24 protein-coding genes are annotated in these 26747 nt (G+C 75.1%); 22 read left to right on the top strand and 2 right to left on the bottom strand.

What is annotated here, in order from left to right:
• Window positions 1-3 precede the first annotated feature (3 nt).
• The gene (locus C8D89_RS14655; RefSeq protein ID WP_116708880.1) at window positions 4-2103 is read right to left on the bottom strand and encodes an alpha/beta hydrolase; all 2100 of its coding nucleotides are present in this window, start codon (window positions 2101-2103) and stop codon (window positions 4-6) included.
• Window positions 2104-2317: 214 nt separating this feature from the next.
• Between C8D89_RS14655 and C8D89_RS14650 the strand changes: the two genes are divergently transcribed.
• The 7 genes from C8D89_RS14650 (at window position 2318) to pheT (ending at window position 9349) form a co-directional block, all read left to right on the top strand.
• Window positions 2318-3055: an alpha/beta fold hydrolase gene (locus C8D89_RS14650; RefSeq protein WP_116708879.1), complete on the top strand. Its 738-nt coding sequence runs from the start codon at window positions 2318-2320 to the stop codon at window positions 3053-3055.
• Between the two features lie 276 nt (window positions 3056-3331).
• Window positions 3332-3937: a translation initiation factor IF-3 gene (gene infC / locus C8D89_RS14645; RefSeq protein WP_116708878.1), complete on the top strand. Its 606-nt coding sequence runs from the start codon at window positions 3332-3334 to the stop codon at window positions 3935-3937.
• 137 nt (window positions 3938-4074) lie between these two features.
• The gene (gene rpmI / locus C8D89_RS14640; protein WP_116708877.1) at window positions 4075-4272 is read left to right on the top strand and encodes a 50S ribosomal protein L35; all 198 of its coding nucleotides are present in this window, start codon (window positions 4075-4077) and stop codon (window positions 4270-4272) included.
• 73 nt (window positions 4273-4345) lie between these two features.
• Window positions 4346-4729 (top strand): 50S ribosomal protein L20, encoded by a 384-nt coding sequence (gene rplT / locus C8D89_RS14635; RefSeq protein ID WP_116708876.1) that lies wholly within the window; start codon window positions 4346-4348, stop codon window positions 4727-4729.
• Complete coding sequence (locus C8D89_RS14630; protein WP_116709088.1) at window positions 4726-5556, top strand: TrmH family RNA methyltransferase; 831 nt, start codon at window positions 4726-4728, stop codon at window positions 5554-5556. Before rplT ends, C8D89_RS14630 begins: the two co-directional genes overlap by 4 nt.
• A 116-nt stretch (window positions 5557-5672) precedes the next feature.
• Window positions 5673-6740, top strand: a complete 1068-nt coding sequence (gene pheS / locus C8D89_RS14625) for a phenylalanine--tRNA ligase subunit alpha (protein ID WP_116708875.1) — start codon at window positions 5673-5675, stop codon at window positions 6738-6740.
• A gap of 47 nt (window positions 6741-6787) precedes the next feature.
• Entirely contained in the window at window positions 6788-9349 is a 2562-nt protein-coding gene (gene pheT, locus C8D89_RS14620; protein WP_116708874.1) for a phenylalanine--tRNA ligase subunit beta, read from the top strand.
• 43 nt (window positions 9350-9392) lie between these two features.
• Here the strand turns inward: pheT and C8D89_RS14615 are convergent, their stop codons facing one another.
• The gene (locus tag C8D89_RS14615; RefSeq protein ID WP_165825711.1) at window positions 9393-9947 is read right to left on the bottom strand and encodes a TetR/AcrR family transcriptional regulator; all 555 of its coding nucleotides are present in this window, start codon (window positions 9945-9947) and stop codon (window positions 9393-9395) included.
• A gap of 61 nt (window positions 9948-10008) precedes the next feature.
• Here C8D89_RS14615 and C8D89_RS14610 point away from each other — a divergent pair, with 61 nt between their 5' ends.
• The 15 genes from C8D89_RS14610 (at window position 10009) to tyrS (ending at window position 26405) form a co-directional block, all read left to right on the top strand.
• A complete protein-coding gene (locus C8D89_RS14610; RefSeq protein ID WP_116708872.1) occupies window positions 10009-10812 on the top strand; it encodes an alpha/beta hydrolase family protein in 804 nt (267 codons plus the stop codon).
• Window positions 10809-11849 (top strand): winged helix DNA-binding domain-containing protein, encoded by a 1041-nt coding sequence (locus C8D89_RS14605; RefSeq protein WP_165825710.1) that lies wholly within the window; start codon window positions 10809-10811, stop codon window positions 11847-11849. The genes C8D89_RS14610 and C8D89_RS14605 overlap by 4 nt, the downstream gene beginning before the upstream one ends.
• Window positions 11850-12077: 228 nt before the next feature.
• Window positions 12078-14162, top strand: coding sequence for an NAD(P)/FAD-dependent oxidoreductase (locus C8D89_RS14600; RefSeq protein ID WP_116708870.1), 2085 nt, complete (start codon window positions 12078-12080; stop codon window positions 14160-14162).
• A gap of 59 nt (window positions 14163-14221) precedes the next feature.
• Window positions 14222-14749 (top strand): hypothetical protein, encoded by a 528-nt coding sequence (locus C8D89_RS14595; protein ID WP_116708869.1) that lies wholly within the window; start codon window positions 14222-14224, stop codon window positions 14747-14749.
• 30 nt (window positions 14750-14779) lie between these two features.
• On the top strand, window positions 14780-15820 hold the full coding sequence (gene argC, locus C8D89_RS14590; protein WP_116708868.1) for an N-acetyl-gamma-glutamyl-phosphate reductase: 1041 nt from the start codon (window positions 14780-14782) through the stop codon (window positions 15818-15820).
• A complete protein-coding gene (argJ, locus tag C8D89_RS14585; RefSeq protein ID WP_116708867.1) occupies window positions 15817-16992 on the top strand; it encodes a bifunctional glutamate N-acetyltransferase/amino-acid acetyltransferase ArgJ in 1176 nt (391 codons plus the stop codon). The genes argC and argJ overlap by 4 nt, the downstream gene beginning before the upstream one ends.
• Window positions 16989-17957, top strand: a complete 969-nt coding sequence (argB, locus tag C8D89_RS14580) for an acetylglutamate kinase (RefSeq protein ID WP_243418108.1) — start codon at window positions 16989-16991, stop codon at window positions 17955-17957. Before argJ ends, argB begins: the two co-directional genes overlap by 4 nt.
• A gap of 2 nt (window positions 17958-17959) precedes the next feature.
• Complete coding sequence (locus tag C8D89_RS14575) at window positions 17960-19168, top strand: acetylornithine transaminase (RefSeq protein WP_279323385.1); 1209 nt, start codon at window positions 17960-17962, stop codon at window positions 19166-19168.
• Complete coding sequence (gene argF, locus C8D89_RS14570) at window positions 19165-20112, top strand: ornithine carbamoyltransferase (RefSeq protein WP_243418107.1); 948 nt, start codon at window positions 19165-19167, stop codon at window positions 20110-20112. The genes C8D89_RS14575 and argF overlap by 4 nt, the downstream gene beginning before the upstream one ends.
• Window positions 20109-20681 (top strand): arginine repressor, encoded by a 573-nt coding sequence (locus tag C8D89_RS14565; protein WP_116708866.1) that lies wholly within the window; start codon window positions 20109-20111, stop codon window positions 20679-20681. Before argF ends, C8D89_RS14565 begins: the two co-directional genes overlap by 4 nt.
• Window positions 20678-21871, top strand: a complete 1194-nt coding sequence (locus tag C8D89_RS14560) for an argininosuccinate synthase (protein ID WP_116708865.1) — start codon at window positions 20678-20680, stop codon at window positions 21869-21871. Before C8D89_RS14565 ends, C8D89_RS14560 begins: the two co-directional genes overlap by 4 nt.
• Window positions 21868-23304, top strand: a complete 1437-nt coding sequence (gene argH, locus C8D89_RS14555; RefSeq protein ID WP_116708864.1) for an argininosuccinate lyase — start codon at window positions 21868-21870, stop codon at window positions 23302-23304. The genes C8D89_RS14560 and argH overlap by 4 nt, the downstream gene beginning before the upstream one ends.
• Window positions 23305-23449: 145 nt before the next feature.
• Window positions 23450-24403, top strand: a complete 954-nt coding sequence (locus tag C8D89_RS14550) for a lytic transglycosylase domain-containing protein (protein WP_207787229.1) — start codon at window positions 23450-23452, stop codon at window positions 24401-24403.
• 31 nt (window positions 24404-24434) lie between these two features.
• A complete protein-coding gene (locus C8D89_RS14545; protein ID WP_116708863.1) occupies window positions 24435-25064 on the top strand; it encodes a DNA-3-methyladenine glycosylase in 630 nt (209 codons plus the stop codon).
• A 39-nt stretch (window positions 25065-25103) separates the two neighbouring features.
• Complete coding sequence (gene tyrS / locus C8D89_RS14540; RefSeq protein WP_116708862.1) at window positions 25104-26405, top strand: tyrosine--tRNA ligase; 1302 nt, start codon at window positions 25104-25106, stop codon at window positions 26403-26405.
• The last annotated feature ends 342 nt before the right edge of the window (window positions 26406-26747 follow it).

Here is a 26747-nt window from a genome sequence, read left to right as displayed (position 1 = left end):
GGATCAGAGCAACGACGCCAACCGGGTGGCCGCCCGGGCCGCGCCGCCCGCATCGACGGGGCGGTAGTCCACCGCTCGCGCCACCTCGGTGTGCAGCGCGTCGGCCAGCGCGTCGGGCCGTAGGTCGCCCCAGTCCATGCGGCGGCCGGCCCGGTGGCGCGCCAAGCGGTGGGTGACGTGACGCTGCTGCTCGAAGTGCCGCTGCAACGGGACGTAGAGGAACGGGCGCCGGTGGGCGGTCAGCTCCATGGTGGTGGTCAGCCCGCCATGGGTGATCGCCACGTCGCAGGCCCCGAGGTGGCGGTGGAGGTCGGGGACCCATCCGTGCACCTCCAGGCCGGGGGCCGGAGGCACGGTGTCCGGATCGAGGCGCGGGCCGGTGACCACGACGACCCGCATCTCCGGGACCCGCTCGCGGATCGCCGGGACGGCGTCGACGACGCGGCGCAGCAGCGGCAGCCCGATCCCGGTGCCCCCGGCCGTCACCAGGCACACCGGCTCGCCCGGACGCCAGCCGAGCTCTTCCCGGACGCCCGCCCGGTCGGCCGGGTCCAGCGGCGTGAAGCCGGTGACGTAGCCCGGGAAGGCGTAGTGCTCGCGCGTCCACGCACGGATCGAGGGCAGCCCCGGTCCGAACGCGTCGGGCACGACGTCCTCGACGTCCCCGACGAAGAGGGCCCCGTCGCGCACCCGCGGCAGCCGGTCGACCTGCTCGATCATCCACGCGTTGTGGTCGGCGGCGATCCGCTGCTCCCACGCGTCGTCGCCGTCGATCGGCAGGAAGCCGACGAAGTCGGTCAACCACGCGTACGCCGCCGACTTGAGCTCGGGGTTCTCGTGCAGGAAGTGGTCGAGCTCCCAGGCCTCGTCACCCACCCACAGGTCGTGGTGGTCGGACTCGGCGAGCTCGGCGAGCACATGGAAGTTGTGGACGAGGATCTCGTCCATCGACCGCCACGCCCGGAAGGCGTGCAGGTCGTGCTCGCCGGACTCGCCCTCGACGTGTCCGGCCTCGGAGGCGAGCCACCGTGAGGCGGGGTGGATCCGTTCGCCACGGGCGGCGAGCACCTGGCTCACGGGGTGCTGCGCCAGCCACTCGATCCCGACGTCCGGACGCAGCCCGCGCAGCTCGTCGGCGATCGCGAGGTCGCGCCGCGCGTGCCCGAGCCCGATCGGCGACGACAGGAACAGCGCGCGCCTCGCCCGCTTCCGGGGCGGCGTCCACCGCGGGGTGGGGGACCGGCGGCCAGCCGTCTCCCGGACGAAGTCGCGGATCAGGAGGTTGGTCCGTACCGGCTCCCGAACGGTCGGCACGTGGCCGACGCCCTCGAGCGAGACCAGGCTCCCTGCGGTCCAGCCGGCCACGGCCTCGCCGACCTCGTGGGGGATGAGGGCGTCGTCCGTGCCGTGCAGCACGAGCACCGGGCACCGCACCGCCCGGCAGAGGGCACGCGCGCCCTCGACGTCGGGCAGGGAAGCCGCCCCGAAGAACGACACCAGCACCTCGGGGGTCGTCTCGTGGGCGTACGCCCAGGCGTCCTCGAACGGGTGCAGCGCGTGGTCGTCGGTGAAGCACTGGGCGAAGAACCAGGACACGAAGTCGTCGAAGTCGTCGCGGATGTGGTGGCGGTTGAAGCGTTGGATGCCCTCGTAGTGCTCACGCACCGCCTCGAAGTCGTCGACGGCGAACACGACCGTCGGGGCGATCGCGACGACCCCGGCGACCCTCTCGGGACAGTGGGCGGCGAGCTCGAGCGCGCGACGGCCGCCGCCCGAGACGCCGACGGCGATCACCCGCGCGGTGGCCGTCGTGTCGAGGATCGCGACGACGTCCGCGACGTCCTCCTCGATCGCGTACCCCGCAGGTTCCGTCGGGCGGTCGCTGCGGCCGTTGCCGCGGTGGTCGACCACGAGGACCCGTGCGTGGCGGGCGAGCATCGGGATCTGCAGCTTCCACTGCCGCGCGTGCACGAGCGGCATCGGCGTGACCAGCAGGATCGTCGCATCCGTCGTGGGCTCGTCCCTCGGTTCGTAGACCTCGAACCCCACCCGGACCCCGTCGCGGACGACGACGTCCTCGACGTCGGGATACCTCGCGCGCACCGGACCTCCCCTCGCTCTCACCGGGAGCGTCGCGCACGCCGTTGCAGCGCCACTGCAACGGCGGCGCAACCCCGCCGAGGAACGTCGTCGCGACACCGAGCGGGGAGGACACCGATGGCGACGCACCGGCTGGTCCACGCGCCTCCCTCGGGACGCTGCGGAGGTACGGCGCCTGCTCCCGCCTCCCGGTGTGGCGACGGAACGGAGGAAGACGATGGCACGCTTCGTCCTGGTCCACGGGGGTTTCGTGGACAGCACCTACTGGGGCGAGACACGGGCGGCGCTGGAGGTGTCCGGCCACGAGGTCGTGCTCGCCGAGCTGCCCAGCACCGGGCCCGACCCCGCGGCGCTCGGCGGGCTCGCCGACGACGTCGCCGAGGTCCGGCGGCTGCTGGACGGCGGCGACGGGCGCGCGGTGCTCGTCGGCCACTCCTACGGCGGCCTGGTGCTCACGGAGATCGCCGACCACCCGGGGATCGCGTGCTCGGTGTACGTGAGCGCATTCTGGCCGGCCCGGGGACAGGGCATCACCGACATGCTCCCCGAGCTGCTCGACTGGATGCAGGTACACCCCGGCGGAGCAGCCGTCGGCACCTCCGGGGACCCGGAGGTCACTCGCCGGGGTCTCGCTGCGGACCTCGACGCCGAGCGCTGGCGGCCCTGGCACGACGCGCTCGGCTACTCGTCGCTCGCCGACTTCGCACACCGCGCGATCGCCCCGGACCGACGGCATCCCGTCACCTACCTGATCTGCCAGCGGGACGCCGCGCTCGTGCCCTCGCTCCAGGAGGGCATGGCCGCCCGGGCCGATCGGGTCGCCCGCATCGACACCTCACACTCGCCGATGCTGGTCGACCCGCGTGGGCTCGCTCGTCTGCTCGAGGAGGCGGCGTCCGCAGCCGGCCCCGCTGAAGCCGCCGGCGCGAGGGGGCGGCCCGGCGCGGCGGTGTGAGGGTCCCACTGCCGCGCCGACCTGCCCGTGGTGCAGGGAACACCCGGCGGGAGTGGTACGTTGTGTGATGAGCGACCAGCTCGGCGGATGCAGCGCGTCCACCGAGCGGCAAGTGGAGCCCCGGCTCCCACCCGTCCACCGCGAGGTGAGCGGGTCCGGTCCAGCCGTCGGTGGAACACGCCGTCGGCGCAGGCGTCCTCGCGGACGCCCGGATCGGTCGACCGTGGGCCCCGACGCCGTTGCCGGCGCGGGGCCCGACGTCTTCCGGGGCACCTCGTGTCGGGTCGCAGCGACATCGTCACGACCCGAGGAGAACTCATCAGCGCAGAGACCCGCATCAACGAGCGCATCCGCGTTCCCGAGGTGCGACTGGTCGGCCCGAACGGGGAGCAGGTGGGGATCGTCCGCATCGAGGACGCCCTGCGCCTGGCCCGTGAGGCCGACCTCGACCTGGTCGAGGTGGCCGCCCAGGCCCGCCCGCCGGTCTGCAAGCTCATGGACTACGGCAAGTTCAAGTACGAGAGCGCGCAGAAGGCCCGCGAGTCGCGGCGCAACCAGCAGCAGACCGTGATCAAGGAGCAGAAGCTCCGGCCGAAGATCGACCCGCACGACTACGAGACGAAGAAGGGTCACGTCACCCGCTTCCTCGGTCAGGGTCACAAGGTCAAGGTCACGATCATGTTCCGTGGCCGCGAGCAGTCGCGGCCCGAGCTGGGCTTCCGCCTCCTGCAGCGCCTGGCCGAGGACGTCGGCGACCTCGGCTACGTCGAGGCCACGCCGAAGCAGGACGGCCGGAACATGACCATGGTCCTGGCGCCGAACAAGAAGCCCCAGAAGGCCCCGCGCGCCCAGCAGGAGCCGGCCCCCGAGCCGGCGGGCTGAGCGCGACCGCACGACCGGCCGTACCCCTGCGGGTGCGGCCGGGTTCCCGGGCGCCCGTACCGTCCCGCGTGGGACGGGACGGGCGTCGACCACCCCGGCGGAGCGCACACGGTCCGCACGAGGAGCGAGGACAGGACATGCCGAAGCACAAGAGCCACAGCGGCACCAAGAAGCGCATCAAGGTGACCGGGGCCGGCAAGCTGCTGCGCGAGAAGGCCGGCAAGCGCCACCTGCTGGAGAAGAAGTCCAGCCACAAGACCCGCGCGCTCTCCGGGACGACCGAGGTCGCGCCGCAGGACACCCAGCGCGTCAAGCGCCTGCTCGGCGGCATCTGACACACCCCCGCCCGCCGACCCCACCCCGGACCGGATCTCCTCCGCTCCCTGATCAGATCGAAGGCAGGACCACGTGGCACGCGTGAAGCGCGCGGTCAACGCGCAGAAGAAGCGTCGCACCACCCTGGAGATGGCCAGCGGCTACCGCGGCCAGCGCTCCCGGCTCTACCGCAAGGCCAAGGAGCAGACGCTCCACTCGCTGACCTACGCCTACCGCGACCGCAAGCAGCGCAAGGGCGACTTCCGGCAGCTGTGGATCACCCGCATCAACGCGGCGGCCCGGTCCAACGACATGACCTACAACCGGTTCATGCAGGGCCTCAAGCTCGCGGGCGTCGAGGTCGACCGCAAGAACCTCGCGGAGATCGCCGTCTCCGACCCGGCCGCGTTCACCGCGCTGGTCGAGGTCGCCCGGGCCGCGGTGCCCGCGCAGGACAAGAGCGGGGACGCCGCCTGACCGACGGGCACCTCCTCACCGAACGCACGCCGCGCGTCGCCGCAGCCCGCAAGCTGCTGCGGCGCGCGGCGCGTCTGGAGACCGGGCGCTTCCTCGTCGAGGGCGTCCGTCCCGTGCGGGACGCGCTCGCCTGGGCCGAGGACCCGGCCAGGGAGTCGCCCAGGGTCCACGACCTCTTCCTCACCTCGGCGGTGGCCGAGCGCCACCCCGAGCTCGAGCGTCGCGCCGACGCCGCGGGCGTCCGCGTCGCGCGGGTCACCGAGAAGGCCGCCGCCGGGCTGTCGGACACCGTGACCCCGCAGGGGATCGCCGCCGTGTGCACGACGGTCGCGGTGGACCTCGACACCGCTCTCGCCGGGGAGCCGCGCCTGGTCACGGTGCTGGTCGGCGTCGCCGACCCCGGCAACGCCGGCACCGTCGTGCGCACCAGCGACGCCGCGGGCGCGGACGCCGTCGTCCTCGCGGGGGACGCCGTCGACCCCCACAACGGCAAGTGCGTGCGGGCGAGCATGGGGAGCCTGTTCCACGTCCCCGTGGCCGCGCACCGCGACGTCGACGCCGTGCTCGACGCCCTGCGCGCCCGTGGCCTGGCGCTGCTGGCCGCCGACGGTCACGGCGAGACCGTCCTGGACGCCGGCGCCGACGACCTGCTCGCGCGGCCCACCGCCTGGCTGTTCGGCTGCGAGGCCCACGGGCTCGACGAGCACACGGCCGGACGGGCCGACCACCGCGTCCGCGTCCCGATCCACGGACGGGCCGAGAGCCTCAACCTGGCCACCGCTGCGGCGGTGTGCCTCTACGCCTCGGCCCGTGCCCAGCACGCCTGAGATCGCGTTCGACCTGCTCCGATACCATCGACGGACAGCACCGGGCCGTCACCGGGCCACGGCAGGGCGAGGACAGGGCCACCACCGAGAGCCGCAGCAGGAGCGAGACCACGCCGATGTCCGGCACCAACGATCTCTACGATCCCAAGCAGGTTGCGGCGCTCGATCCCGAGACGCTCGACGCCGCCCGCACCGAGGCGTCCGCGGCGTTCGCCGGCGCCACCACGCTCGAGGCCCTCACGGCGCTGAAGCCCGCGCACCTGGGGGACCGCTCGCCGGTGCTCACCGCGCGCCGCGAGATCGGGGCGCTGCCGCCGCAGGCGCGCTCGGAGTCGGGCAAGCGGGTCAACGAGGTCCGCCAGGCCATCCAGGCCGCGTACGACGAGCGCCACGCCGTGCTCTCCGCCGAGCGCGACGAGCGCGTCCTGGCCGAGGAGGCCGTCGACGTCACGCTGCCCGGCGACCGGCACGCGCGGGGCAGCCGGCACCCGCTGACGCAGATCTCCGAGCGGATCGCCGACATCTTCGTCGGCATGGGCTACGAGGTGGCCGAGGGTCCCGAGGTCGAGTCCGAGTGGCTCAACTTCGACGCGCTGAACTTCCTGCCCGACCACCCGGCGCGCACGATGCAGGACACGTTCCACGTCGAGCCGCCCGCCGCGCGCCAGGTGCTGCGCACCCACACCTCGCCGGTGCAGATCCGCACGCTGCTCGAGCGCGACCTGCCCGTGTGGGTCGTCTGCCCCGGCCGGACGTTCCGCACCGACGAGCTCGACGCCACCCACACCCCGGTGTTCCACCAGGTCGAGGGCCTGGCGGTCGACGAGGGCATCACGATGGCGCACCTCAAGGGCACGCTGGACGCGTTCGCCCAGGCCATGTTCGGCCGCGAGTCCGTGACGCGGCTGCGGCCGTCGTTCTTCCCGTTCACCGAGCCGTCGGCCGAGGTCGACGTGTGGTTCCCGGAGAAGCGCGGCGGCGCCGGCTGGGTCGAGTGGGGCGGCTGCGGCATGGTCGACCCGAACGTCCTACGGGCCTGCGGGGTGGACCCGGACAAGTACTCGGGGTTCGCCTTCGGGATGGGGCTGGAGCGCACGCTTCAGTTCCGCAACGGGCTGCCCGACATGCGCGACATGGTCGAGGGCGACGTGCGGTTCACCTCCGCGTTCGCCGTCGAACCCTGATCGCCGGTCCACCGCTGAAGCTCCGACCAGGAAGGCCCTGAAGTCCCGTGCGCGTCCCCGTCTCGTGGCTCCTCCAGCACGTCGACCTGCCGCCCGACGGCGTGCCGTCGGCCGACGCGGTCGGCGAGGCGCTGATCCGCGTCGGGCTCGAGGTGGAGGACGTCGCGCCGATCCCGGCCACCACGGGCCCGCTGGTCGTCGGCCGGGTCCGGTCGATCGAGGAGCTCACGGAGTACAAGAAGCCGATCCGGTACTGCCGGGTCGACGTGGGTCCCGAGCACGGTGACACGGGCGGGGACGCCGAGGGCGAGGGCGCCGGGACGCGGGGCATCGTCTGCGGGGCCACGAACTTCGTCGAGGGCGACCTCGTCGTCGTCGCGCTGCCCGGTGCGGTGCTGCCCGGCGACTTCGCGATCGCCGCGCGCACGACCTACGGCCACGTCTCCGACGGCATGATCTGCGCGCTCGACGAGCTGGGCCTCGGTGACGACCACAGCGGCATCCTCGTGCTGCCGCCCGGCACCGCCGACCCCGGCGACGACGCCACCGCCCTGCTGGGGCTCGACGACGCGGTGCTCGACATCGCCGTCACCCCCGACCGCGGGTACTGCCTGTCCGTCCGCGGCCTGGCCCGGGAGCTGGCGTGCGCGCTCGACGCGCCCTACGGCGACCCGGCGCTGCTGGGCCACGACCTGCCCGCGGCGGACGGGGACGCCTGGCCGGTGCGGCTGGAGCCGGAGTCGGCGTGCCGGCGCTTCGTCGCCCGCCGCGTCACCGACCTCGACCCGACCGCCCCGTCGCCGTGGTGGATGCGCCGCCGGCTGCTGCTCTGCGGCGTGCGCCCGATCTCGCTGGCCGTCGACGTCACCAACTACGTGATGCTCGAGCTGGGCCAGCCGATGCACGCCTACGACGCGTCGGCGGTACGGGGCGACATCGTCGTCCGGCGGGCCGCCGCCGACGAGAAGATCACCACCCTGGACGACGTCCAGCGGGCGCTCGACCCCGACGACGTCGTGATCACCGACGAGTCCGGGCCGATCGGCCTCGCCGGCGTCATGGGCGGCGGGCCGACCGAGGTGGGGGCGGGCACGAGCGACGTCCTGCTCGAGGCGGGGGTGTGGGACCCGCCGTCGGTCGCGCGCACCGCCCGGCGCCACCGCCTGCCCAGCGAGGCGGCGCGGCGCTACGAGCGCGAGGTCGACCCGGCCGTGGCGCGCGCCGCGACCGACCGCGCCGCGTGGCTGCTCGCGCACTACGGCGGCGCGACCGTGGCGTCCGGCGTCACCGACGAGGGCCCCTTCTCCGACCCGGTGCCCACGCCGGCGCCCGTGCTGATGGCCCTCGACCTGCCCGACCGCGTCGCCGGCCGGCGCTACGAGCGAGGTGCGGTCGTCCGGCGCCTGAGCCAGATCGGCTGCGGGGTCGAGGTGGCCGCCGCCGACCCCGGCGACGGCGGGGCCGCGGGCCTGCGGGCCACACCGCCGACCTGGCGCCCCGACCTCACCCGCCCCGCCGACCTCGTCGAGGAGGTCCTGCGGCTCGAGGGCTACGACGGCATCCCCTCCGAGCTGCCCGCCGCACACCCGGGCACGGGGCTGACGCTGGGCCAGCGCCGGCGCCGCCAGGTGTCTCGGGCGCTCGCCGACGCGGGCTACGACGAGGTGCTGCCCTCCCCGTTCGTCGCGCCCTCGGTGTTCGACGCGCTCGGCCTGGACGCCGACGACCCGCGCCGCCGGGCGCTGCGCCTGGCCAACCCGCTCGACGCCGACCGCGCGCTGATGGCGACGACGCTACTGCCCGGCCTGCTCGACGCCGTGGTCCGCAACGTCTCCCGCGGGCTGCGCGACCTCGCGCTCTACCAGGTCGGCCAGGTCGTGCGGCCCGGTGCGGAGGAGCCCGGCTCGACGAACCAGGCCCCGGTGCTGCCCGTCGACTCCCGGCCCGACGACGCGGCGATCGCCGAGGTGCTCGCGGGCCTGCCCGACCAGCCGCTGCGGGTCGGCGCGGTGCTCGCCGGCGCCTGGGACCGGGCCGGCTGGTGGGGGCCGGGACGTGCCGCCGACTGGGCCGACGCGATCGAGGCCGCGCGCCTGGTCGGCCGGGTGTACGGCGCCGATCTCGAGGTGGCCGCCGACCGGCACGCGCCGTGGCACCCCGGCCGGTGCGCGGCCCTGCGCCTGCCCGACGGCACGCTCGTGGGCCATGCGGGCGAGCTGCACCCGAAGGTGCTCGAGACGCTCGGGCTGCCCGCGCGCACGTGCGCGATGGAGCTCGAGCTCGACCGGCTCCCGCTGGTCGAGGTGCGCCCCTCGCCGGCGGTCTCGCCGTTCCCTCCGGTGCTGCTCGACGTCGCGCTGGTGCTCGACGCCGACGTGCCGGCCGCCTCGGTGGCGACCGCGCTGCGCGACGGCGGGGGTGACCTCCTCGAGGACGTGCGCCTGTTCGACGTCTACACCGGCGCGCAGGTCGGTGAGGGCAAGCGCTCGCTGGCGTTCGCGCTGCGCCTGCGCGCCCCGGACCGGACGCTGACCCTCGAGGAGGCCTCGGCCCGCCGCGACGCCGCCGTGGCCACGGCCGCCGAACGCCACGGGGCCCGTTTGCGCTGACGCACTTGTGAGTGGTTGTCCGTGCCAGGGCACGGACAACCACTCACGAGCGCGTAGCGCCAAGCAGCAGCCAGTCGAGCGTGACCTCGAGGTCGGCGCGCAGCTGCGCGGGCGCGAGGGCCGGCCCGTCGGCGGTGGCCAGGGCGGCGTAGCCGATCGTGCTCACGACGAGGGCGCGCACCACGCGACCCGCGGCGTCCCCGTCGAGCCCCAGGTGCCCGAGCAGCACCGTCATCGCCGCGCCCAACGCGCGGGCGTTCTCCCCGCGCGCACCCTGGCGCGCGAGGTAGAGCGGGACGAGATCGGCGTGGACGACCAGCAGGTCGAACGTCGCGAGCATGACGCCGCGCAGGCCGGCGAGCGGTTCGGCGTCGGGCGCCGGCGGGTCGAGGGCGCCGAGCAGGTCGTCGAGCAGGTCGTCGACCAGCGCGTCCTTGTCCGCGACGTGGCTGTAGAGCGCGTTCGGCGCGACGTCGAGCTCCCGCGCGACCGACCGCATCGAGAGACCCGGCAGTCCGCGCTCGGCGAACACGGTGCGCGCCGCGGTGAGGACCGCGTCGCGGGTGAGCCCGGCACGCTGACCGGGGGTCCGGGGCATGGACGTACTGTACAGTGTCCAGTAAGCTGGACGGTGTACAGCGCGATCACGAGGAGCCGCCATGACCACGGAGGTCGAGACCGGTGTCGCCGCCGGCGTGCCCTACGTCCTGCGGGCGCCGGCGGACCGCCGCCCCGACGCGCCGCTCGTCGTCGGCTGGCACCTCATGGACGCGCCGCGCACCGAGGCGGCGTTCGCGGCGGCCCTGCCGCTCGACGGGCTCGACGCCTGGCGGGTGTACCTCGGGCTGCCGATGATGGGCAGCCGGCTGCCCGCGGGCGGGCTGGACGAGGTGATGGGGCGCGGCTACGAGGACGCGGTCCTGCTCCTGCAGGGGCCGGTGAACGCCCAGGCCGCCGAGGAGTTCGACGCGGCGCTGGCCGCGCTGCGCGAGCGGTTCGGGTGCGCAACGGGTCCGCTCGGGCTGTTCGGCGGGTCGGCCGGGGCGGGCGTCGCGCTGGAGGTGGCGACGCGCCGGTCGGACGTCGCGGCACTCGTCGCGATCAGCCCGATGGTGCAGCTGCGCCCGGTGGTCTCGGCGCTCGGCCGGCTGTTCGGGGTCGACTACGCCTGGTCGCCGGCGTCGGACGCCGTCGCGGCGCGGATGGACTACGTCGCCCGCGCCGGCGAGCTCGGGGCCACGCCGGTGCGGTCGATCGTCGGCGAGGAGGACGACGCCGAGGCGTTCCTCCACCCGGCGCAGGCGCTGGCGAAGGCGCTGCCGGCCGGCGAGGTGGTCACCGTGCCGGGTATGGGCCACGCGCTCGCCGAGGAGCCGGGGCTCGAGCCGGCGCCGCAGACGCGCCACGCCGCCGAGGTCGACGGCCACGCCGTGGCGTGGTTCCGGCAGCATCTCGGGGCGTGACCACGCGCGGGGCGTCGGAGGTCGGGCTGCTGCGGCTGGTGGCCCTGGGGCTGGTGCCGCCGGCGACCGACGACGTCGCCGGCGTGGTCCGTCACCTCGGCGCGGTGCAGGCCCAGGACCTGCCCGGGGCGCTGACCTCGCTGGCGCTGCGCACCGCGTCCCGGTCGCGCGCCGCGGTCGTCGCGGCGTGCGACGCGGGCACCGTGGTCCGCAGCTGGCCGATGCGCGGGACGCTGCACGCGGTGCCCGCCGAGGACCTCGGCTGGATGCTCCGGCTGGGCACGCCGCGCCCCCGCGTCCAGTCGGCCCGCAGGCGCGGCGAGCTCGGGCTCGCCGACGTCGATCGGGCCCGCGAGCTGGCGCTGGCCGCCGTGCCCGCGACCCGCGCCGGGCTGTTCGCGGTGTGGGAGGAGGCGGGGCTCGCGCCGGCCGGGGGGCGCGGCTACCACCTGCTCGCCGAGCTGGCCCAGACCGGCGTCCTCTGTTTCGGGCCGATCGACGCCGGCGAGCCCGTCATCGTCGACGTCGCCCGCTGGATCCCCACGCCACGGGTCCTCGACCGCGACGAGGCGCTGGGGGAGTGGGCGCGCCGGTACTTCCGCTCGCACGGCCCCGCGCCCGTCGCCGAGTTCGCCCGGTGGACGAACATCCCCGCCGCCGACGCCCGCACCGCGGTCGCCCTCGCCCGCCCCGCCCTCGCGGCCATGGACGTCGACGGCGTCGAGTACCTCCTCGACCCCGCGGTCCCGGACCTCCTCGCCGCCCACCGCCGGGCGGCGCTCGGCGTGCACCTGCTGCCCGGTTTCGACGAGTACGTCCTCGGCTACCGCCACCGCGACGACGTCCTCGACCCCGCCCACCGCGACCGGGTCGTGCCCGGCGGCAACGGCGTCTTCCGTGCCACCGTCGTCCACCGCGGCCGCATCACCGGGACGTGGACGGCGACGCGCGGGCGGCCGGAGGTCACCCCGGTCCCGACCGCGACGCCACCGTCCGAGACGGCCGTCACGCGGGCGTTCGCCCGGCTGCCGCGGTGACCGCTCATCGCCCTTCCTGAGAGACCAGCGGCCGAGGACTGCGCCGATCGGGGGAACGCACGACCGGTGACCGCGTGGCGGGACGCCGTGGACGGCTCGCGGCGCCTCGCGCTCTCAGCTCCGGGCCCTCCCATGATCGGACTTCGTAGCGTGACCTGGCCGTGACCCGGGGGCTCCCCCTTCGCCCGGGCCGGCCGCCTCGACCCCGACAGCGAGGAGCTCTCACGCATGTCCAGCGCGCCCGAGCCACCCCACGACCCCGAGCCGTCCGCCGGGAGCTCCTGGTCCACCGCGGACTTCGTGGTGGGCCGCGGCACGCTGCTGGTCATCGGGCCGGCCGTCGTCGCCCTGCTGTGGGCGTTCGGCGCGTTGCCGGCGTGGGGTGCGGCGGCCTGCGGCGGGGCCCTGTGCGTCGTCGCGCTCGTCTTCCTCGCCCGTCTGCGGGGCCGGGGCCCGGCCGAGGAGGCCGAGGACGCCGAGGCCGCCGAGGGCGCTCGCGTGCTCGTGGTCGGCGGCGGCTACGCGGGCCTCGTCGCGGCGCGGGCGCTGCAGGCCCGCCTGCCGGGTGGCACGCGCGGCGGCCGCCACCTCGGCCCAGGGGGCGCGGCGTCGGGCATCGCGGGGATCACGGTGGTCGACCCGCAGGCCCACATGACCTACCAGCCGTTCCTGCCCGAGGCGGCCGCGGGCGCGATCGAGCCGCGTCACCTCACCGTGCCGCTGCGCCGGGTCCTGCGCCGGTGCGACGTGATCACCGGGTCGGTCGCCGCGGTGGACGACGCCTCGCGCCGCGCCGTCGTCACGCTGCCGGACGGCGGCACCCGCGAGCTCACCTACGACGTGCTGGTCGTCGCGCCCGGCACCACGCCGCGCCGGCTGCCGATCCCCGGGCTCGACGAGCGCGCGCTGCCGTTCCGGTCGGTCACCGACGCGCTCGCGCTGCGCGACCACGTCCTGTCCCGCCTCGACGCGGCCGCCTCGACCGTCGACCCCGCCGAGCGCCGCCGGCTGCTGACCTTCACGGTGATCGGCGGCGGGTTCGCGGGCCTCGAGGTGCTCGGCGAGCTCGAGGACATGACCCGCCGCGCCGCCCGCCACCAGCCCGGACACATCGCCGAGGAGATCCGCTGGGTGCTCCTGGAGGCGGCCGGGCGGATCATGCCCGAGGTCAGCCCGGCGCTCGCCGCCCGCGTCCACGCCCAGCTGCTGCGGCGCGGGATCGAGGTCCGGGTCGGCGCGAAGATCAGCTCGGCGGAGGGCGGCCAGGTCGTCCTCGCGGGCGGGACGAGCTTCGCCACCGACACGATCGTCGTGGCCGCGGGTTCGGTGCCCAACCCCCTGCTCGAGCGCACCGACCTCCCGCTCGACCCCCGCGGGCGGGTGCGCTGCTCGACGACGCTGCAGGTCCGCGACCGCGCCCACGTCTTCACCGCCGGCGACTGCGCCGCGGTCCCCGACGTGACCGTGCCGACCCCGCGCGACGGCGACCCCGTGACCACGGCGCCGACCGCCCAGCACGCCGTGCGCCAGGCCCGCCTCCTGGCCCGCAACGTCGACGCGTTCCTCGCCGGACGCCTGCTGCGCGGCTACCGCCACCAGAACGCCGGCGCCGTCGCGGGCCTCGGCCGCCGCCGCGGCGCGGCCCAGATCGGACGGCTGCGCTTCACCGGCTGGCCCGCGTTCCTGCTGCACCGCGCCTACCACCTCTGGGCGATGCCGACCGCCGACCGCACGGTGCGGATCGCCCTGGACTGGCTCGTGTCGGGACTGCTCGGCCGCGACCTCGTCGCCGTCGGCCGCCGCGACGCCGCCCCGGTGCCCGAGGCCGACGCGCCGCCGACGGTCGCGCCGCGGGTGGAGGAGACCGGTGAGCAGCCGGCGTCCCCGGCGACCGGTGGAACCCCCGCCTGGGGAGCCGAGCCCCCGTCGCCGCCGACCGGCCCGCTGCCGGTCGCGCCCCGGACCCCGACCCGGACCCCGGCCCGGACCCCGGCACCTACCCCGGCCCCGTCCAGTGCCACCGACTCGCAGGGTCTCCCGGCGTGGCAGATCGCGGCGGCCCAGACGAGCGGCGCCGGGGTCCGCGAGCCCCACCCGTCGGTCCCGTTCGCCGAACCCACGTCCTCGCTGTCGTTCGGTGGACCCGTCGGCGACCCGTTCGGCGAGCCCCACCCCTCGGCCTCGTTCCGCGAGCCGCACCCGTCGTTCCCGCCCGCTCCCGATCGGCCCCGCGAGGACGGCCCCCGCGCGCCCTACCCGTCGACCTCCCGCCCGCGGCACTCCCTGGGCGAGGACCGCAGCCGGGCGAACTGACCCGCCCGCCACGCCGATAACCGGCTGCACCACGAAGCCGGAGCTGGTGGCATGCCGGCGTGCACGTCGAGTTCTCGAAGCGCGCCGACGGCGGCTCGCTGGCGCTGATCGACCGGGAGGACGGCGTCCGGCTGCGGCTGCGGTCCTACGACCGCACCGGCGAGGTGCCGCACGACGCGGTCCACCTCGTCGGCGAGCGCGCCCTCGGCCTGACCTGCGGCCTGTGGGGCTCGCTCGCGGCCGGGGCGCTGTTCGACAGCGTCGAGGTCGTCGCGGGTCGCCCGCGCCACGACCGCCACCGGCGCTCCGACGCCGTCCGCCGCGAGAACGCGGCGCAGCTCCGGCACGCGGAGTCCGTCGTCGGGGTCCTCCAGCAGTGCGTCGACGGGGACGGCGACTCGACGAAGGCGGCGCTGGACGCGGCGTGGGGCATCACCGCGACGGGGGCGAGCCCGTACACCGTCGACCAGGCGGCGACGGCGGTCCGGGAGCTACGTACGCTGCGCGAGCGTTGGCGCCGCCTCGCCGTCGGCGGGACGATCCCGTACACGTGGCCGACCCCACCCCGGGCGCGCCGCCGTCGTTGATTGCATGGTCTTCCGCAGACGTGCATAGTGATGCGTATGCGCATCGCCGTGGCCGGAGCCAGTGGGTACGTCGGGGGTGAGGTGCTGCGACTGGCCCTGGGCCACCCCGAGGTCGAGATCGGGGCGGTGACGGCGGGGGAGTCCGCGGGCTCCCCCCTCGGCGCCCACCAGCCGCACCTGCCGGCGCTCGCCGACCGGACGATCGCCGAGACCACTCCCGAGCAGCTCGCCGGGCACGACGTCGTCTTCCTCGCCCTGCCGCACGGACGCTCCGCGGAGCTGGCCGCGCAGCTGTCGGAGGACGCCCTCGTCGTCGACTGCGGCGCCGACCACCGTCTCACCGACCCGGCGGCCTGGCAGCGGTGGTACGGCGGCGAGCACGCGGGCGCCTGGCCCTACGGCCTGCCCGAGCTGCCCGGCGCCCGGGACGCGCTGCGGGGGAGCCGGCGCATCGCCGTCCCCGGCTGCTACCCGACCGCCGGCACGCTCGCCGCGTTCCCCGCGGTCGCCGCCGGGCTCGTCGAGCCCGAGATCAGCATCGTCGCGTTCTCCGGCACCTCCGGGGCGGGGAAGGCGGCCAAGCCGCACCTGCTCGGCGCCGAGGTCATGGGCTCGGCCGGCGCGTACGGCGTCGGCGGCGGCCACCGGCACACCCCCGAGATCGTGCAGAACCTCGCGGCGGTCAGCGCAGCCAGCACAGTGCCCGTGCGGGTCTCGTTCACGCCGGTCCTCGCGCCGATGCCGCGCGGCATCCTCGCGGTGGCCAGCGCCCCGCTCGCCGCCCACGCCGTGACCGAGGAGCAGGCCCGCGAGGTTTACGCCAAGGCCTACGACGCCGAGCCGTTCGTGCACCTGCTGCCCGCGGGCACCCAGCCGCAGACGAAGTCGGTGGTCGGCGCGAACGCGGTCCAGGTCCAGGTCGCGGTCGACGCCGACGCCGGGCGTCTCGTGGTCACCGCGGCCATCGACAACCTCACCAAGGGCACGGCCGGCGGCGCCTTCCAGTCGGTCAACCTCGCCCTCGGCCTCGACGAGACCGTCGGTCTCCCGACGACAGGGATGCACCCGTGAGCGTCACCGCCCCGCAGGGCTTCCGGGCCGCCGGGGTCCGCGCCGGCCTGAGGGCGCACGGCGAACGCCCCGACCTCGCGCTCGTCGTCAACGACGGCCCCGAGCAGGTCGCCGCCGGCGTCTTCACCCGCAACCAGGTCAAGGCCGCCCCCGTGCTCTGGTCCCAGCAGGTCCTGCGCGAGCAGCGGCTGCGCGCCGTCGTGCTCAACGCCGGCGGGGCCAACGCCTGCACCGGGCCCGACGGCTTCGGCGACACCCACCGCACGGCCGAGAAGGTCGCCGACGTCCTGGGCTGCGGGGCCATCGAGGTCGCCGTGTGCTCCACCGGTCTCATCGGTGAACGGCTCCCGATCGGGCGCCTCCTGTCGGGTGTCGACGACGCCGCCGGGACGCTCGCCGACGGGGAGGACGCCGCCACCGCCGCCGCCACCGCCGTGCTGACCACCGACACCGTCGACAAGCAGGCTGTTCGTCATCACGGGACGCCACCCGCCACTGGGTGGACCGTCGGCGGCTTCGCCAAGGGCGCCGGGATGATGGCCCCGAGCCTCGCGACGATGCTCGTCGTCGTCACCACCGACGCCGTCGTCGACGCGGCCACCGCCGACACGGCCCTGCGCGCCGCCACCGCGATGACCTTCGACCGCCTCGACATCGACGGCTCGACCAGCACGAACGACACCGTCCTGCTGCTGTCGTCGGGCTCGTCCGGGGTCGAGGCGGACGCCGACGCGTTCACCGAGGTGCTCACCGAGGTCTGCGACGAGCTCGCCAAGGGCCTGCAGGCCGATGCGGAGGGCGTCACCAAGCGCATCGCGGTCACGGTCACCGGGGCCCGCGACGACCGCGACGCCCTCGTCGGCGCCCGCGCGATCGCCCGCGACAGCCTCGTCAAGACCGCCCTCTTCGGCTCCGACCCCAACTGGGGCCGCATCGCGGCCGCGGTCGGCGCGAGCGAGGCGTTCGTCGATCCGCAGACGTTGTCGGTGACGGTCAACGGCGTCCTGTTGTGCGAGGCCGCCGCCGCCGTCGGCGACCGCAGCAAGGCCGACCTGTCCGGCCCGGAGATCACCGTCGAGGTCGACCTGGGCGCCGGCGAGGGGCGGGCCACCGTGCTGACCACGGACCTGTCGCACGCCTACGTCGAGGAGAACAGCGCGTACTCGACATGACCGACACCGACACCGACACCGACCCCGACACCGACCGGACGCTGACGTCCATCCCCGTCCCGGCCGACGTCCCCGACCGCTACCACGAGGCCGCCGCCAAGGCCGGCGTCCTCGCCGAGGCCCTGCCGTGGCTGCAGCGCTTCCAGGGCGCGGTGGTCGTCGTCAAGTACGGCGGCAACGCGATGACCGACGACGCGCTGCGCCGCGCGTTCGCCGAGGACATGGTCTTCCTGCGCCTCGCGGGCATCCGCCCGGTCGTCGTCCACGGCGGCGGGCCGCAGATCACGAGCATGCTCGGCCGGCTCGGGATGGAGGGCGAGTTCCGCGGCGGCCTGCGCGTGACCACCCCCGAGACGATGGACGTCGTGCGGATGGTGCTCGTCGGCCAGGTCGGCCGCGAGCTCGTCGGGCTCATCAACGCCCACGGCCCCTACGCGGTCGGGCTCTCCGGTGAGGACGCGCGCCTGTTCACCGCCGCCCGGCGCACCGCCAGCGTGGACGGCGAGCAGGTCGACGTCGGGCTGGTCGGCGACGTCGTCGAGGTCAACCCCGCCGCGGTGCTCGACCTCGTCGCCGGGGGCCGCATCCCCGTCGTCTCGACCGTCGCCCCCGACGTCGACGGCGTCGTGCACAACGTCAACGCCGACACCGCCGCGGCCGCGCTGGCCGAGGCGCTGGGCGCGCGCAAGCTCGTCGTGCTCACCGACGTCGAGGGCCTCTACACCGACTGGCCCGACCGCTCGAGCCTGCGCTCGCAGATCGACGACGTCGAGCTCGAGGCCCTGCTGCCGGGCCTGGCCAGCGGGATGATCCCGAAGATGGAGGCCTGCCTGCGGGCGGTCCAGGGCGGGGTCCCGCGCGCCCACGTCATCGACGGGCGGGTGGCGCACTCGGTGTTGCTCGAGGTGTTCACGAGCGCAGGGGTCGGGACGATGGTCGTCCCGGCCGACGGCAAGGAGGCCTGACGGTGACCCGGACGATCTCGGGTGAGGACCTCCGCCGCCGGTGGAGCACCTCGCTCATGGACAACTACGGCACCCCGCCGATCAGCCTCGTGCGCGGCGAGGGCGCCCAGGTGTGGGACGCCGACGGGCGCGAGTACCTCGACCTGCTCGGGGGCATCGCGGTCAACCTCCTCGGCCACGCCCACCCGGCCGTCGTCGAGGCCGTCTCCCGCCAGGTCGCGACGCTCGGGCACACGTCGAACCTCGTCATCAACCCGCAGACCGTCGAGCTCGCCGAACGCCTGCTCGACCTCCTGGGCCACGCCGGACGCGTGCTCTTCTGCAACTCCGGCGCCGAGGCCAACGAGACCGCGTTCAAGATCGCCCGCCGGACCGGGCGCCCGAAGGTCGTGGCCGCGGAGAACGCCTTCCACGGTCGCACCATGGGTGCGCTCTCGTTGACCGGGCAGCCGGCCAAGCGGACCCCGTTCGAGCCGCTCGTGCCCGGGGTGGAGTTCGTGCCCTACGGCGACGTCGAGGCGCTGCGCGCGGCCGTCGACGACGACACGGCCGCCGTGTTCCTCGAGCCGATGCAGGGCGAGGCGGGCGTGATCGTCCCGGCCGACGGCTACCTGCGCGCGGCCCGGGACATCACCGCCGAGCGCGGGGCCCTGCTGGTGCTCGACGAGGTCCAGACGGGGGTCGGACGCACCGGCCGCTGGTTCGCCCACCAGCGCACCGACGTCGTGCCCGACGTCGTCACGCTCGCCAAGGGTCTCGGCGGCGGGCTGCCGATCGGCGCGTGCATCGGGGTCGGCGCGGCCGGGGACCTCCTCGGCCCGGGTCAGCACGGCACGACCTTCGGCGGCAACCCCGTGTGCTGCGCCGCGGCGCTCGCCGTGCTCGACACGATCGCCTCCGAGGGGCTGCTCGAGCGCGCCACGACCCTGGGCCGCGACGTGGCCGCGCGCGTCGAGGGGCTGGGCCACGGCGTGGTCGACCACGTCGACGCGGTCGGCATCCTCATCGGGATCGCGCTGCGGCAGCCGATCTCCACCCAGGTCACCGGCGCGGCCCGCGAGTCCGGCTACCTGATCAACAACGCCGTCCCGGAGCGCGTGCGGCTCGCCCCGCCGGTCGTCGTCACCGACGCCCAGCTCGACGGCTTCCTGGCCGTGCTGCCCGAGGTCCTCGACCAGGGCGCGGCGGCGGCCGAGGCGGCCGGCTCGTGACCGTGGTGACGAGGGTCGCCACCGGCGTGCGGCACCTGCTGCGGGACGACGACCTGGCCCCGGCCGAGCAGGCCGAGGTCCTCGAGCTGGCCGCGACCATGAAGGCCGAACCCTACGGGCACCGGCCGCTGGCCGGCCCGCGCGCGGTCGCCGTCGTCTTCGACAAGGCCTCGACCCGCACCCGGGTGTCGTTCGAGGTCGGCATCGCCGCGCTGGGCGGCACCCCGGTGATGATCGACGGGAACGCCGCCCAGCTCGGGCGCGGCGAGACGATCGCCGACACCGCGCGGGTGCTCTCGCGCTACGTCGACGCGATCGTCTGGCGCACGAGCCGCGACGAGCGCATCGAGGAGATGGCCGCGCACGCGACCGTCCCGGTGATCAACGCGCTGACCGACGGCTTCCACCCCTGCCAGGTCCTCGCCGACCTGCAGACGATCGTCGAGCGTCACGGGCGCACCGCCGGGCTGACCCTGACCTACCTGGGCGACGGCGCCAACAACATGGCGCACTCCCTGCTGCTCGGCGGCGCGACCGCCGGGTTGCACGTGCGGATCGCCGGACCTGCGGGGTTCACCCCGGCCGAGGCCGTGGTCGACGCCGCGCGGGCGCGGGCGGCCGGGACGGGCGGGTCGGTCGAGGTCACCGACGACCCCGCGGCGGCCGAGGGCGCCGACGTGCTGGTCACCGACACCTGGACCTCGATGGGCCAGGAGGGCGACGGCCGCGACCGCGCGGTGCTCGCCCCGTACCGGCTCGACGGGGCGGCCGTCGCCCGCGCGAAACCCGATGTCACCGTCCTGCACTGCCTGCCGGCCCACCGCGGCGACGAGATCACCGCCGAGGTCATCGACGGGCCGCGCTCGGCGGTGTGGGACGAGGCCGAGAACCGGCTGCACGCGCAGAAGGCGGTGCTGGCGTGGGTGCTGGAGCACTCGTCGTGACCGAGACGCGAGGCATCCAGGGGAGCACGCCGATCGGGACCCGGGCCGCGCGCCAGGCCCGCGTGGTCGCGCTGCTCACCGAGCGCGAGGTCCACAGCCAGGCCGAGCTGGCCGCGCTGCTGGCCGGCGAGGGGGTGGAGGTCACCCAGGCGACGCTGTCGCGGGACCTCGACGAGCTGGGCGCGGTGAAGCTGCGCGGCGCCGACGGCGGGGTCGGGCGTTACGTCGTGCCCGACGACGGCAGCCCGGTGCGCGGGGTCGTGGGCGGCACCGACAGACTGTCGCGGCTGCTCGCCGAGCTGCTGGTCTCCGCGGACCACTCGGGCAACCTCGCGGTGCTGCGCACCCCGCCCGGAGCCGCGCACTACCTGGCCAGCGCGCTGGACCGCGCGGCACTGGCGGAGGTGGTCGGCTGCATCGCCGGTGACGACACGGTGCTCGTCGTCGCCCGTGAGCCCCTCGACGGGGCCGGCCTCGCGAGGCGGCTGCGGGCACTGGGCACCCGGACGACGGCGCGGTCGTCCACCACACACGTGAACGAGCACGAGCAGGAAGAGGGAGAGCAGTGAGCGAGCGGATCGTGCTGGCGTACTCCGGGGGCCTCGACACCTCGGTCGCCATCGGCTGGATCGCCGAGGAGACCGGGCGCGAGGTCGTCGCCGTCGCGGTCGACGTGGGGCAGGGCGGCGAGGACCTCGAGGTCATCCGCAAGCGGGCCCTGGACTGCGGCGCGGTGGAGGCGGCCGTCGCCGACGCCCGCGACGAGTACGCCGAGCAGTACTGCCTGCCGGCGCTGCGGGCCAACGCGCTCTACATGGACCGCTACCCGCTGGTCTCGGCGCTGTCGCGGCCGCTGATCGTCAAGCACCTCGCCGACGCCGCCCGCGCCCACGGCGCCTCCACGGTCGCGCACGGCTGCACCGGCAAGGGCAACGACCAGGTGCGCTTCGAGGTCGGCGTGGGCGCGCTCGCCCCCGACCTCGACGTCATCGCCCCGGTGCGCGACTTCGCCTGGACGCGGGAGAAGGCGATCGCCTGGGCCGAGGAGCGTGCGCTCCCGATCGACGTGAACAAGCGCTCGCCGTACTCGATCGACCAGAACGTCTGGGGCCGCGCGGTCGAGACCGGGTTCCTCGAGGACATCTGGAACGGGCCGATCGAGGACGTCTACGCCTACACCGCGAACCCCGCCGAGCCCCGTGAGGCCGACGAGGTCGTCGTCGGGTTCTCCGCCGGCGTGCCGGTGACGATCGACGGGCAGAAGGTCTCGGTGCTGCAGGCCGTCGAGCAGCTCAACGAGCGCGCGGGCGCCCAGGGCGTCGGGCGGCTCGACATGGTCGAGGACCGCCTGGTCGGCATCAAGAGCCGCGAGGTGTACGAGGCGCCGGGCGCGATCGCGCTGATCACGGCGCACCAGGAGCTGGAGAACGTCACGCTCGAGCGCGAGCAGGCGCGGTTCAAGCGCCAGGTCGAGCAGCGCTGGAGCGAGCTCGTCTACGACGGCCTCTGGTACTCCCCGCTGCGGCGAAGCCTCGACGCCTTCGTCGACTCCACCCAGGAGCACGTCACCGGCGAGATCCGGATGACGCTGCACGGCGGCCGCGCGGTGCCGACGGGCCGGCGCAGCGCCGAGTCGCTCTACGACTTCAATCTCGCCACCTATGACGAGGGCGACCTGTTCGACCAGTCGCTGGCCAAGGGCTTCGTGCAGCTCTGGGGCCTGCCGTCGAAGATCGCCGCCCGGCGCGACCAGCAGTGAGCTCCGCGGGCACCGAGTCCACGGGGCTCTGGGGCGGGCGCTTCGCGTCCGGCCCCGACGCGGTGATGGCGGCGCTGTCGCGCTCGACGCAGTTCGACTGGGTGCTCGCGCCCTACGACATCGCCGGCTCCCGCGCCCACGCCCGCGTGCTGCACGGCGCCGGGCTGCTCACCGACTCCCAGCTCGAGGGCATGCTCGACGGGCTCGCGCGCCTCGAGGCCGACGTGGCGTCCGGGGCGTTCGGACCGGCGCCCGAGGACGAGGACGTGCACACCGCGCTGGAGCGCGGGCTGATCGAGCGGGTGGGGGAGGATCTCGGCGGCCGCCTGCGGGCGGGGCGCTCCCGCAACGACCAGATCGCGACGCAGCTGCGGATGTGGCTGCGGGACACGCTGCGGTCGGTCGTGCGGGGCGTGGCCGGTGTCGTCGACGCGCTGCTGATCCAGGCCCGCGCGCACCCGGACGCCGCGATGCCGGGGCGCACCCACCTGCAGCACGCCCAGCCCGTGCTGCTCGCGCACCACCTCGGCGCCCACGCCCAGGCCCTGCTGCGCGACGTCGGCCGGTGCCGCGACCTCGACCGCCGGCTCGCGTACTCGCCCTACGGGTCGGGAGCCCTGGCCGGGACGTCGCTGGGCCTGGACCCGGCGGCGGTCGCCTACGACCTGGGCTTCGCCGACGCCGTCGACAACTCCATCGACGGCACCGCGTCGCGCGACCTGGCCGCCGAGGGCGCGTTCGTGCTGGCGATGATCGCGGTGGACCTGTCGCGGATCGCCGAGGAGGTCATCCTCTGGGCGACCGCGGAGTTCGGCTACGTGACGCTCGCGGACGCGTGGTCGACCGGGTCGTCGATCATGCCGCAGAAGAAGAACCCCGACGTGGCCGAACTTGCCCGCGGCAAGGCGGGGCGCCTCGTCGGCAACCTCTCCGGGCTGCTGACGACGCTCAAGGCCCTGCCGCTGGCGTACAACCGCGACCTGCAGGAGGACAAGGAGCCGCTCTTCGACTCCGCGGCCCAGCTGGCGATGGTGCTCCCGGCGATGGCGGGCATGGTCAGGACGCTGGAGTTCCACACCGACCGGCTCGCCGAGCTCGCCCCGGCGGGCTTCACGCTGGCCACCGACCTCGCCGAGTGGCTCGTGCGCCAGGGCGTCCCGTTCCGGCGCGCCCACACGGCGGCGGGCGCGTGCGTCCGGGCGGCCGAGGCCCGCGGGGTGGGGCTCGACGAGCTCACCGACGACGAGCTGGCCGCCTGCGACCCGGCCCTGACCCCGGACGTGCGCGCGGTGCTCACCGTCGCGGGGTCGATCGCCTCGCGCGACGCGCACGGCGGCACCGCACCGGAGCGTGTATCCGAGCAACTCGATCGCATCTTCGGCGCCGCCATCGAGGCCCACGCCTGGGCCGGCCGTCCGATCGACCGCCGCTGACCCGGTTCCCCGTGTCAGCGGTGGGCCATCGCAGACACTGAGTGTCCGTAACGCCACACGCTCGATCCGACCTCGCGTCCGTCCGGGCGACGGCCCAGGACGCCGACCGGCCGAACGGCCCGGGCGCTCGCTAGCGTGGGACGACGTGGGCGCGGCACGGGCGACGGGGCTGACGGTGGCGCTCGCCCTGCTCGCGACCCTGGGTTCCTGCGCCGACGCGCCCGGCGCACCCGACGCACCGGCACCGCCGCCCCCGGCGGCCGCGACATCGTCGGCGCCGTCGACACCGCCCCTGCCCGCCGCGATCGGGCCGCACGGCCCCACCGTCCCGGAGGACCCGGTGGCCCTGGCCGGGACGATCGCGCACGCGCAGGACGTGGTCGCCGACCCCGCCCGGTCGCCGGCTGAGGTCGCGGCGGCCGCGCGGCTCGCCCAGGTCGCGCACGAGGAGCTGGCGTTCCACCCCGAGCGCCTGGCCCCCGTGCTCGCGGCCCTGCCGCCGCGGTGGGCCGGCGTCACCGAGCGCACCGTCACCGCCGGCCGCGACCTGCTCGCCATGGCCCGCGGCCGCCCCGGGGACGAGCTGCCCGCCTGGCGGATCGTCGCGCCGCTCCCGCCCGACCGGCTCCGCGCGATCTACGTCGAGGCCGAGGGCCGTTTCGGTGTGCCCTGGACCGTGCTCGCCGCGGTCAACCTCGTCGAGAGCCGCATGGGCCGTATCGCCTCCCACTCCGAGGACGGCGCTCGCGGGCCGATGCAGTTCATGCCCGCCACCTGGGCGAGCTACGGCCTCGGCGGCGACGTGGACGACCCGCATGACGCCGTCCTCGGCGCCGCCCACTACCTGAGCGCCAACGGCGGGGCCTCCGAGGGCGGCCTCGACCACGCGCTGAAGCGCTACAACAACGACGTCCGCTACGTCCGGGCGGTGCGCGCCTACGCCGAGGTCATGGCCGCCGACGAGCGCGCCTTCCTCGGCTTCCACGCCTGGGAGGTCTACTTCCGCACCACCGCGGGCCGCGTCCACCTGCCCGTCGGCTACGACGAGCCGCGGGCGATCCGTGCCGTCGACCACCTCGCCCGGACCTCCCCGCGCTGAGCCCCGACCCCTCCGGGGAGGATCGTCGGCGATGGCCTCCCTCCTCTCCGCCGACGCCCTGCGTGACGACGTCCTGGGCGCGGCGCGGCGCCTGCTCGGCACCGAGCTCGTCGCCGAGGTCCCGGAGGGCGAGGTACGCCTGCGCCTGGTCGAGGTCGAGGCCTACCGCGGCGCCGACGACCCGGGCTCGCACTGCCATCGCGGCAGGACCGCCCGCAACGCCGTGATGTGGGGCCCCGCCGGGCGCCTCTACGTCTACTTCGTCTACGGCATGCACTTCTGCGCGAACGTCGTCTGCCTGCAGGACGGCGTCGCCGGTGCGGTCCTGCTGCGGGCGGGGGAGGTGCTCTCGGACACCGGTCCGGCCCACGTGCGCCGCCCGACGGCGCGGGGCCGCGACGCGGAGCTCGCCCGCGGGCCCGCCCGGCTCTGCACGCTGCTCGGGCTCGACCGCCAGCACAACGGCGTGGATGTGCTCGACCCCACGTCGTCGGTGCGCCTCGAGGTCGGCGAAGCGGTAGCCGACGCCGACGTCCGCACCGGCCCCCGCGTCGGCGTGGCGGCCGGGCAGCAGCGCCCGTGGCGGTTCTGGGTGGCCGGCTCCCCGGCCGTCACGCCCTACAAGGCCGGGCGCGCCCGTCCCGACGGTCCCGACTGGTAGGGCCACCACCCCTGCGACGGGCCGCCGCCGATCGCCAGAATGGACGGCGTGACCGCATCCACCGGGGGCCTGCACATCCTCGACGACCTCGCCTGGCGGGGCCTCATCGCCCAGAGCACCGACCTCGACGCGCTGCGCCGCGACCTCGACACCGGCACGGTCACGCTCTACTCGGGCATCGACCCGACCGCGCCCAGCGCCCACATCGGGCACCTGCTGCAGTGGCTCACGCTCGCCCGCTTCCAGCAGGCCGGTCACCGGCCGATCGCGCTCGTGGGCGGGGCGACGGGTCTGATCGGCGACCCCAAGCCGACCTCCGAGCGCACGCTCAACGACCGCGACGTCGTCGCCGGGTGGGTGGACAAGCTCGGCGCGCAGCTGCGGCCGTTCCTCGACTTCTCCGACGCGCCGAACGGCGCCCTGCTGGTCAACAACCTCGACTGGACCGAGGGCCTGTCGGCGCTGGACTTCCTCCGGGACGTCGGGAAGCACTTCCGCGTCGGGCGGATGCTCGCCAAGGAGGCTGTGAGCCGGCGGATGGAGTCCGAGGAGGGCATCAGCTACGCCGAGTTCTCCTACCAGCTGCTGCAGTCCTACGACTTCCTCGAGCTCTACCGCCGCTACGGCTGCACGCTGCAGACCGGTGGCAGCGACCAGTGGGGCAACCTCACCGCCGGCACCGACCTCGTCCACCGCGTGGAGGGACGGTCGCTGCACGCGATCGGCACGCCGCTGATCACCAAGGCCGACGGGACGAAGTTCGGCAAGACCGAGAGCGGCACGGTGTGGCTCGACCCCGGCCTGACCAGCCCCTACGCCTTCTACCAGTTCTGGATCCAGGCCGAGGACGCCATGGTCGGCACCTACCTGCGGGCGTTCACGTGGCTCTCCCACGACGAGATCACCGAGCTCGAGCGGCTGACCGAGGAGAAGCCCCAGGCCCGCGAGGCCCAACGAGCGCTGGCCCGGGCCGTGACCACGTTGGTGCACGGCGAGGACGAGGTCGCCCGGGCCGAGGCCGCCAGCCGCGCGCTGTTCGGGCGCGGGGAGCTCGCGGCCCTGGACGCCACGACGCTGGCCGCCGCCGTCGCGGAGATCCCCTCGTACACCGCGGCACGGTCCGAGAACCCGACGATCGTCGACCTCCTCGTCGGCAGCGGGCTGTCGGCCAGCCGCGGCGCGGCCCGGCGCACCGTTGCCGAGGGCGGGGCCTACGTGAACAACGCGAAGGTCGAGACCGAGGACTGGACGCCCGCCGACGCCGACCTCCTGCACGGGCGCTGGCTCGTGCTGCGCCGGGGCAAGCGCAACGCCGCCGGCGTCGAGCTCGCCGGCACCTGACGGGGGTTTGCGCGCGCTCCGCGGCGGGAACCCCCTCTGACCAGCGGAGACGCGGTGATCGACCCCCCTCGTGAGAGCACGATTCCGGTGTGTGTAGAGTTCTGCTCATCGCGAGGTCAGGGGTTGTCCCCGGGCCACGCAGGCAAGTAGGTTGGGAGGTCGCCCTCCCGATGGCCCGCTCCCGAAGCGGGTGGTACGGTGGTCGTCACCGCGAGGAACTCGGCCGGAAACGGTCCGGGTGAGTTGCGTGTGGTTGTCCTTTGAGAACTCAACAGTGTGCTGAATGTTTGGTGTGTTTGTCCTCGTCGGCGCCATGGCTTTGTGGTTGTGGTGTCGTGGGGT

It is taken from the genome of Actinomycetospora cinnamomea (assembly GCF_003096675.1).
GTDB classification, from domain to species: domain Bacteria; phylum Actinomycetota; class Actinomycetes; order Mycobacteriales; family Pseudonocardiaceae; genus Actinomycetospora; species Actinomycetospora cinnamomea.
Note: the sequence above shows the minus strand (reverse complement) of the source record. Positions and strands in the feature narration are given on the sequence as shown.

Excerpts from the sequence above, each read along its gene's own strand:
- pheS (WP_116708875.1), top strand. The coding sequence starts at position 5,673 with ATGTCCGGCACCAACGATCTCTACGATCCCAAGCAGGTTGCGGCGCTC.
- C8D89_RS14545 (WP_116708863.1), top strand. The coding sequence starts at position 24,435 with ATGGCCTCCCTCCTCTCCGCCGACGCCCTGCGTGACGACGTCCTGGGC.
- C8D89_RS14615 (WP_165825711.1), bottom strand. The coding sequence starts at position 9,947 with ATGCCCCGGACCCCCGGTCAGCGTGCCGGGCTCACCCGCGACGCGGTC.
- tyrS (WP_116708862.1), top strand. The coding sequence starts at position 25,104 with ATGGACGGCGTGACCGCATCCACCGGGGGCCTGCACATCCTCGACGAC.
- C8D89_RS14650 (WP_116708879.1), top strand. The coding sequence starts at position 2,318 with ATGGCACGCTTCGTCCTGGTCCACGGGGGTTTCGTGGACAGCACCTAC.
- argB (WP_243418108.1), top strand. The coding sequence starts at position 16,989 with ATGACCGACACCGACACCGACACCGACCCCGACACCGACCGGACGCTG.
- argC (WP_116708868.1), top strand. The coding sequence starts at position 14,780 with ATGCGTATGCGCATCGCCGTGGCCGGAGCCAGTGGGTACGTCGGGGGT.
- C8D89_RS14610 (WP_116708872.1), top strand. The coding sequence starts at position 10,009 with ATGACCACGGAGGTCGAGACCGGTGTCGCCGCCGGCGTGCCCTACGTC.
- C8D89_RS14600 (WP_116708870.1), top strand. The coding sequence starts at position 12,078 with ATGTCCAGCGCGCCCGAGCCACCCCACGACCCCGAGCCGTCCGCCGGG.
- rpmI (WP_116708877.1), top strand. The coding sequence starts at position 4,075 with ATGCCGAAGCACAAGAGCCACAGCGGCACCAAGAAGCGCATCAAGGTG.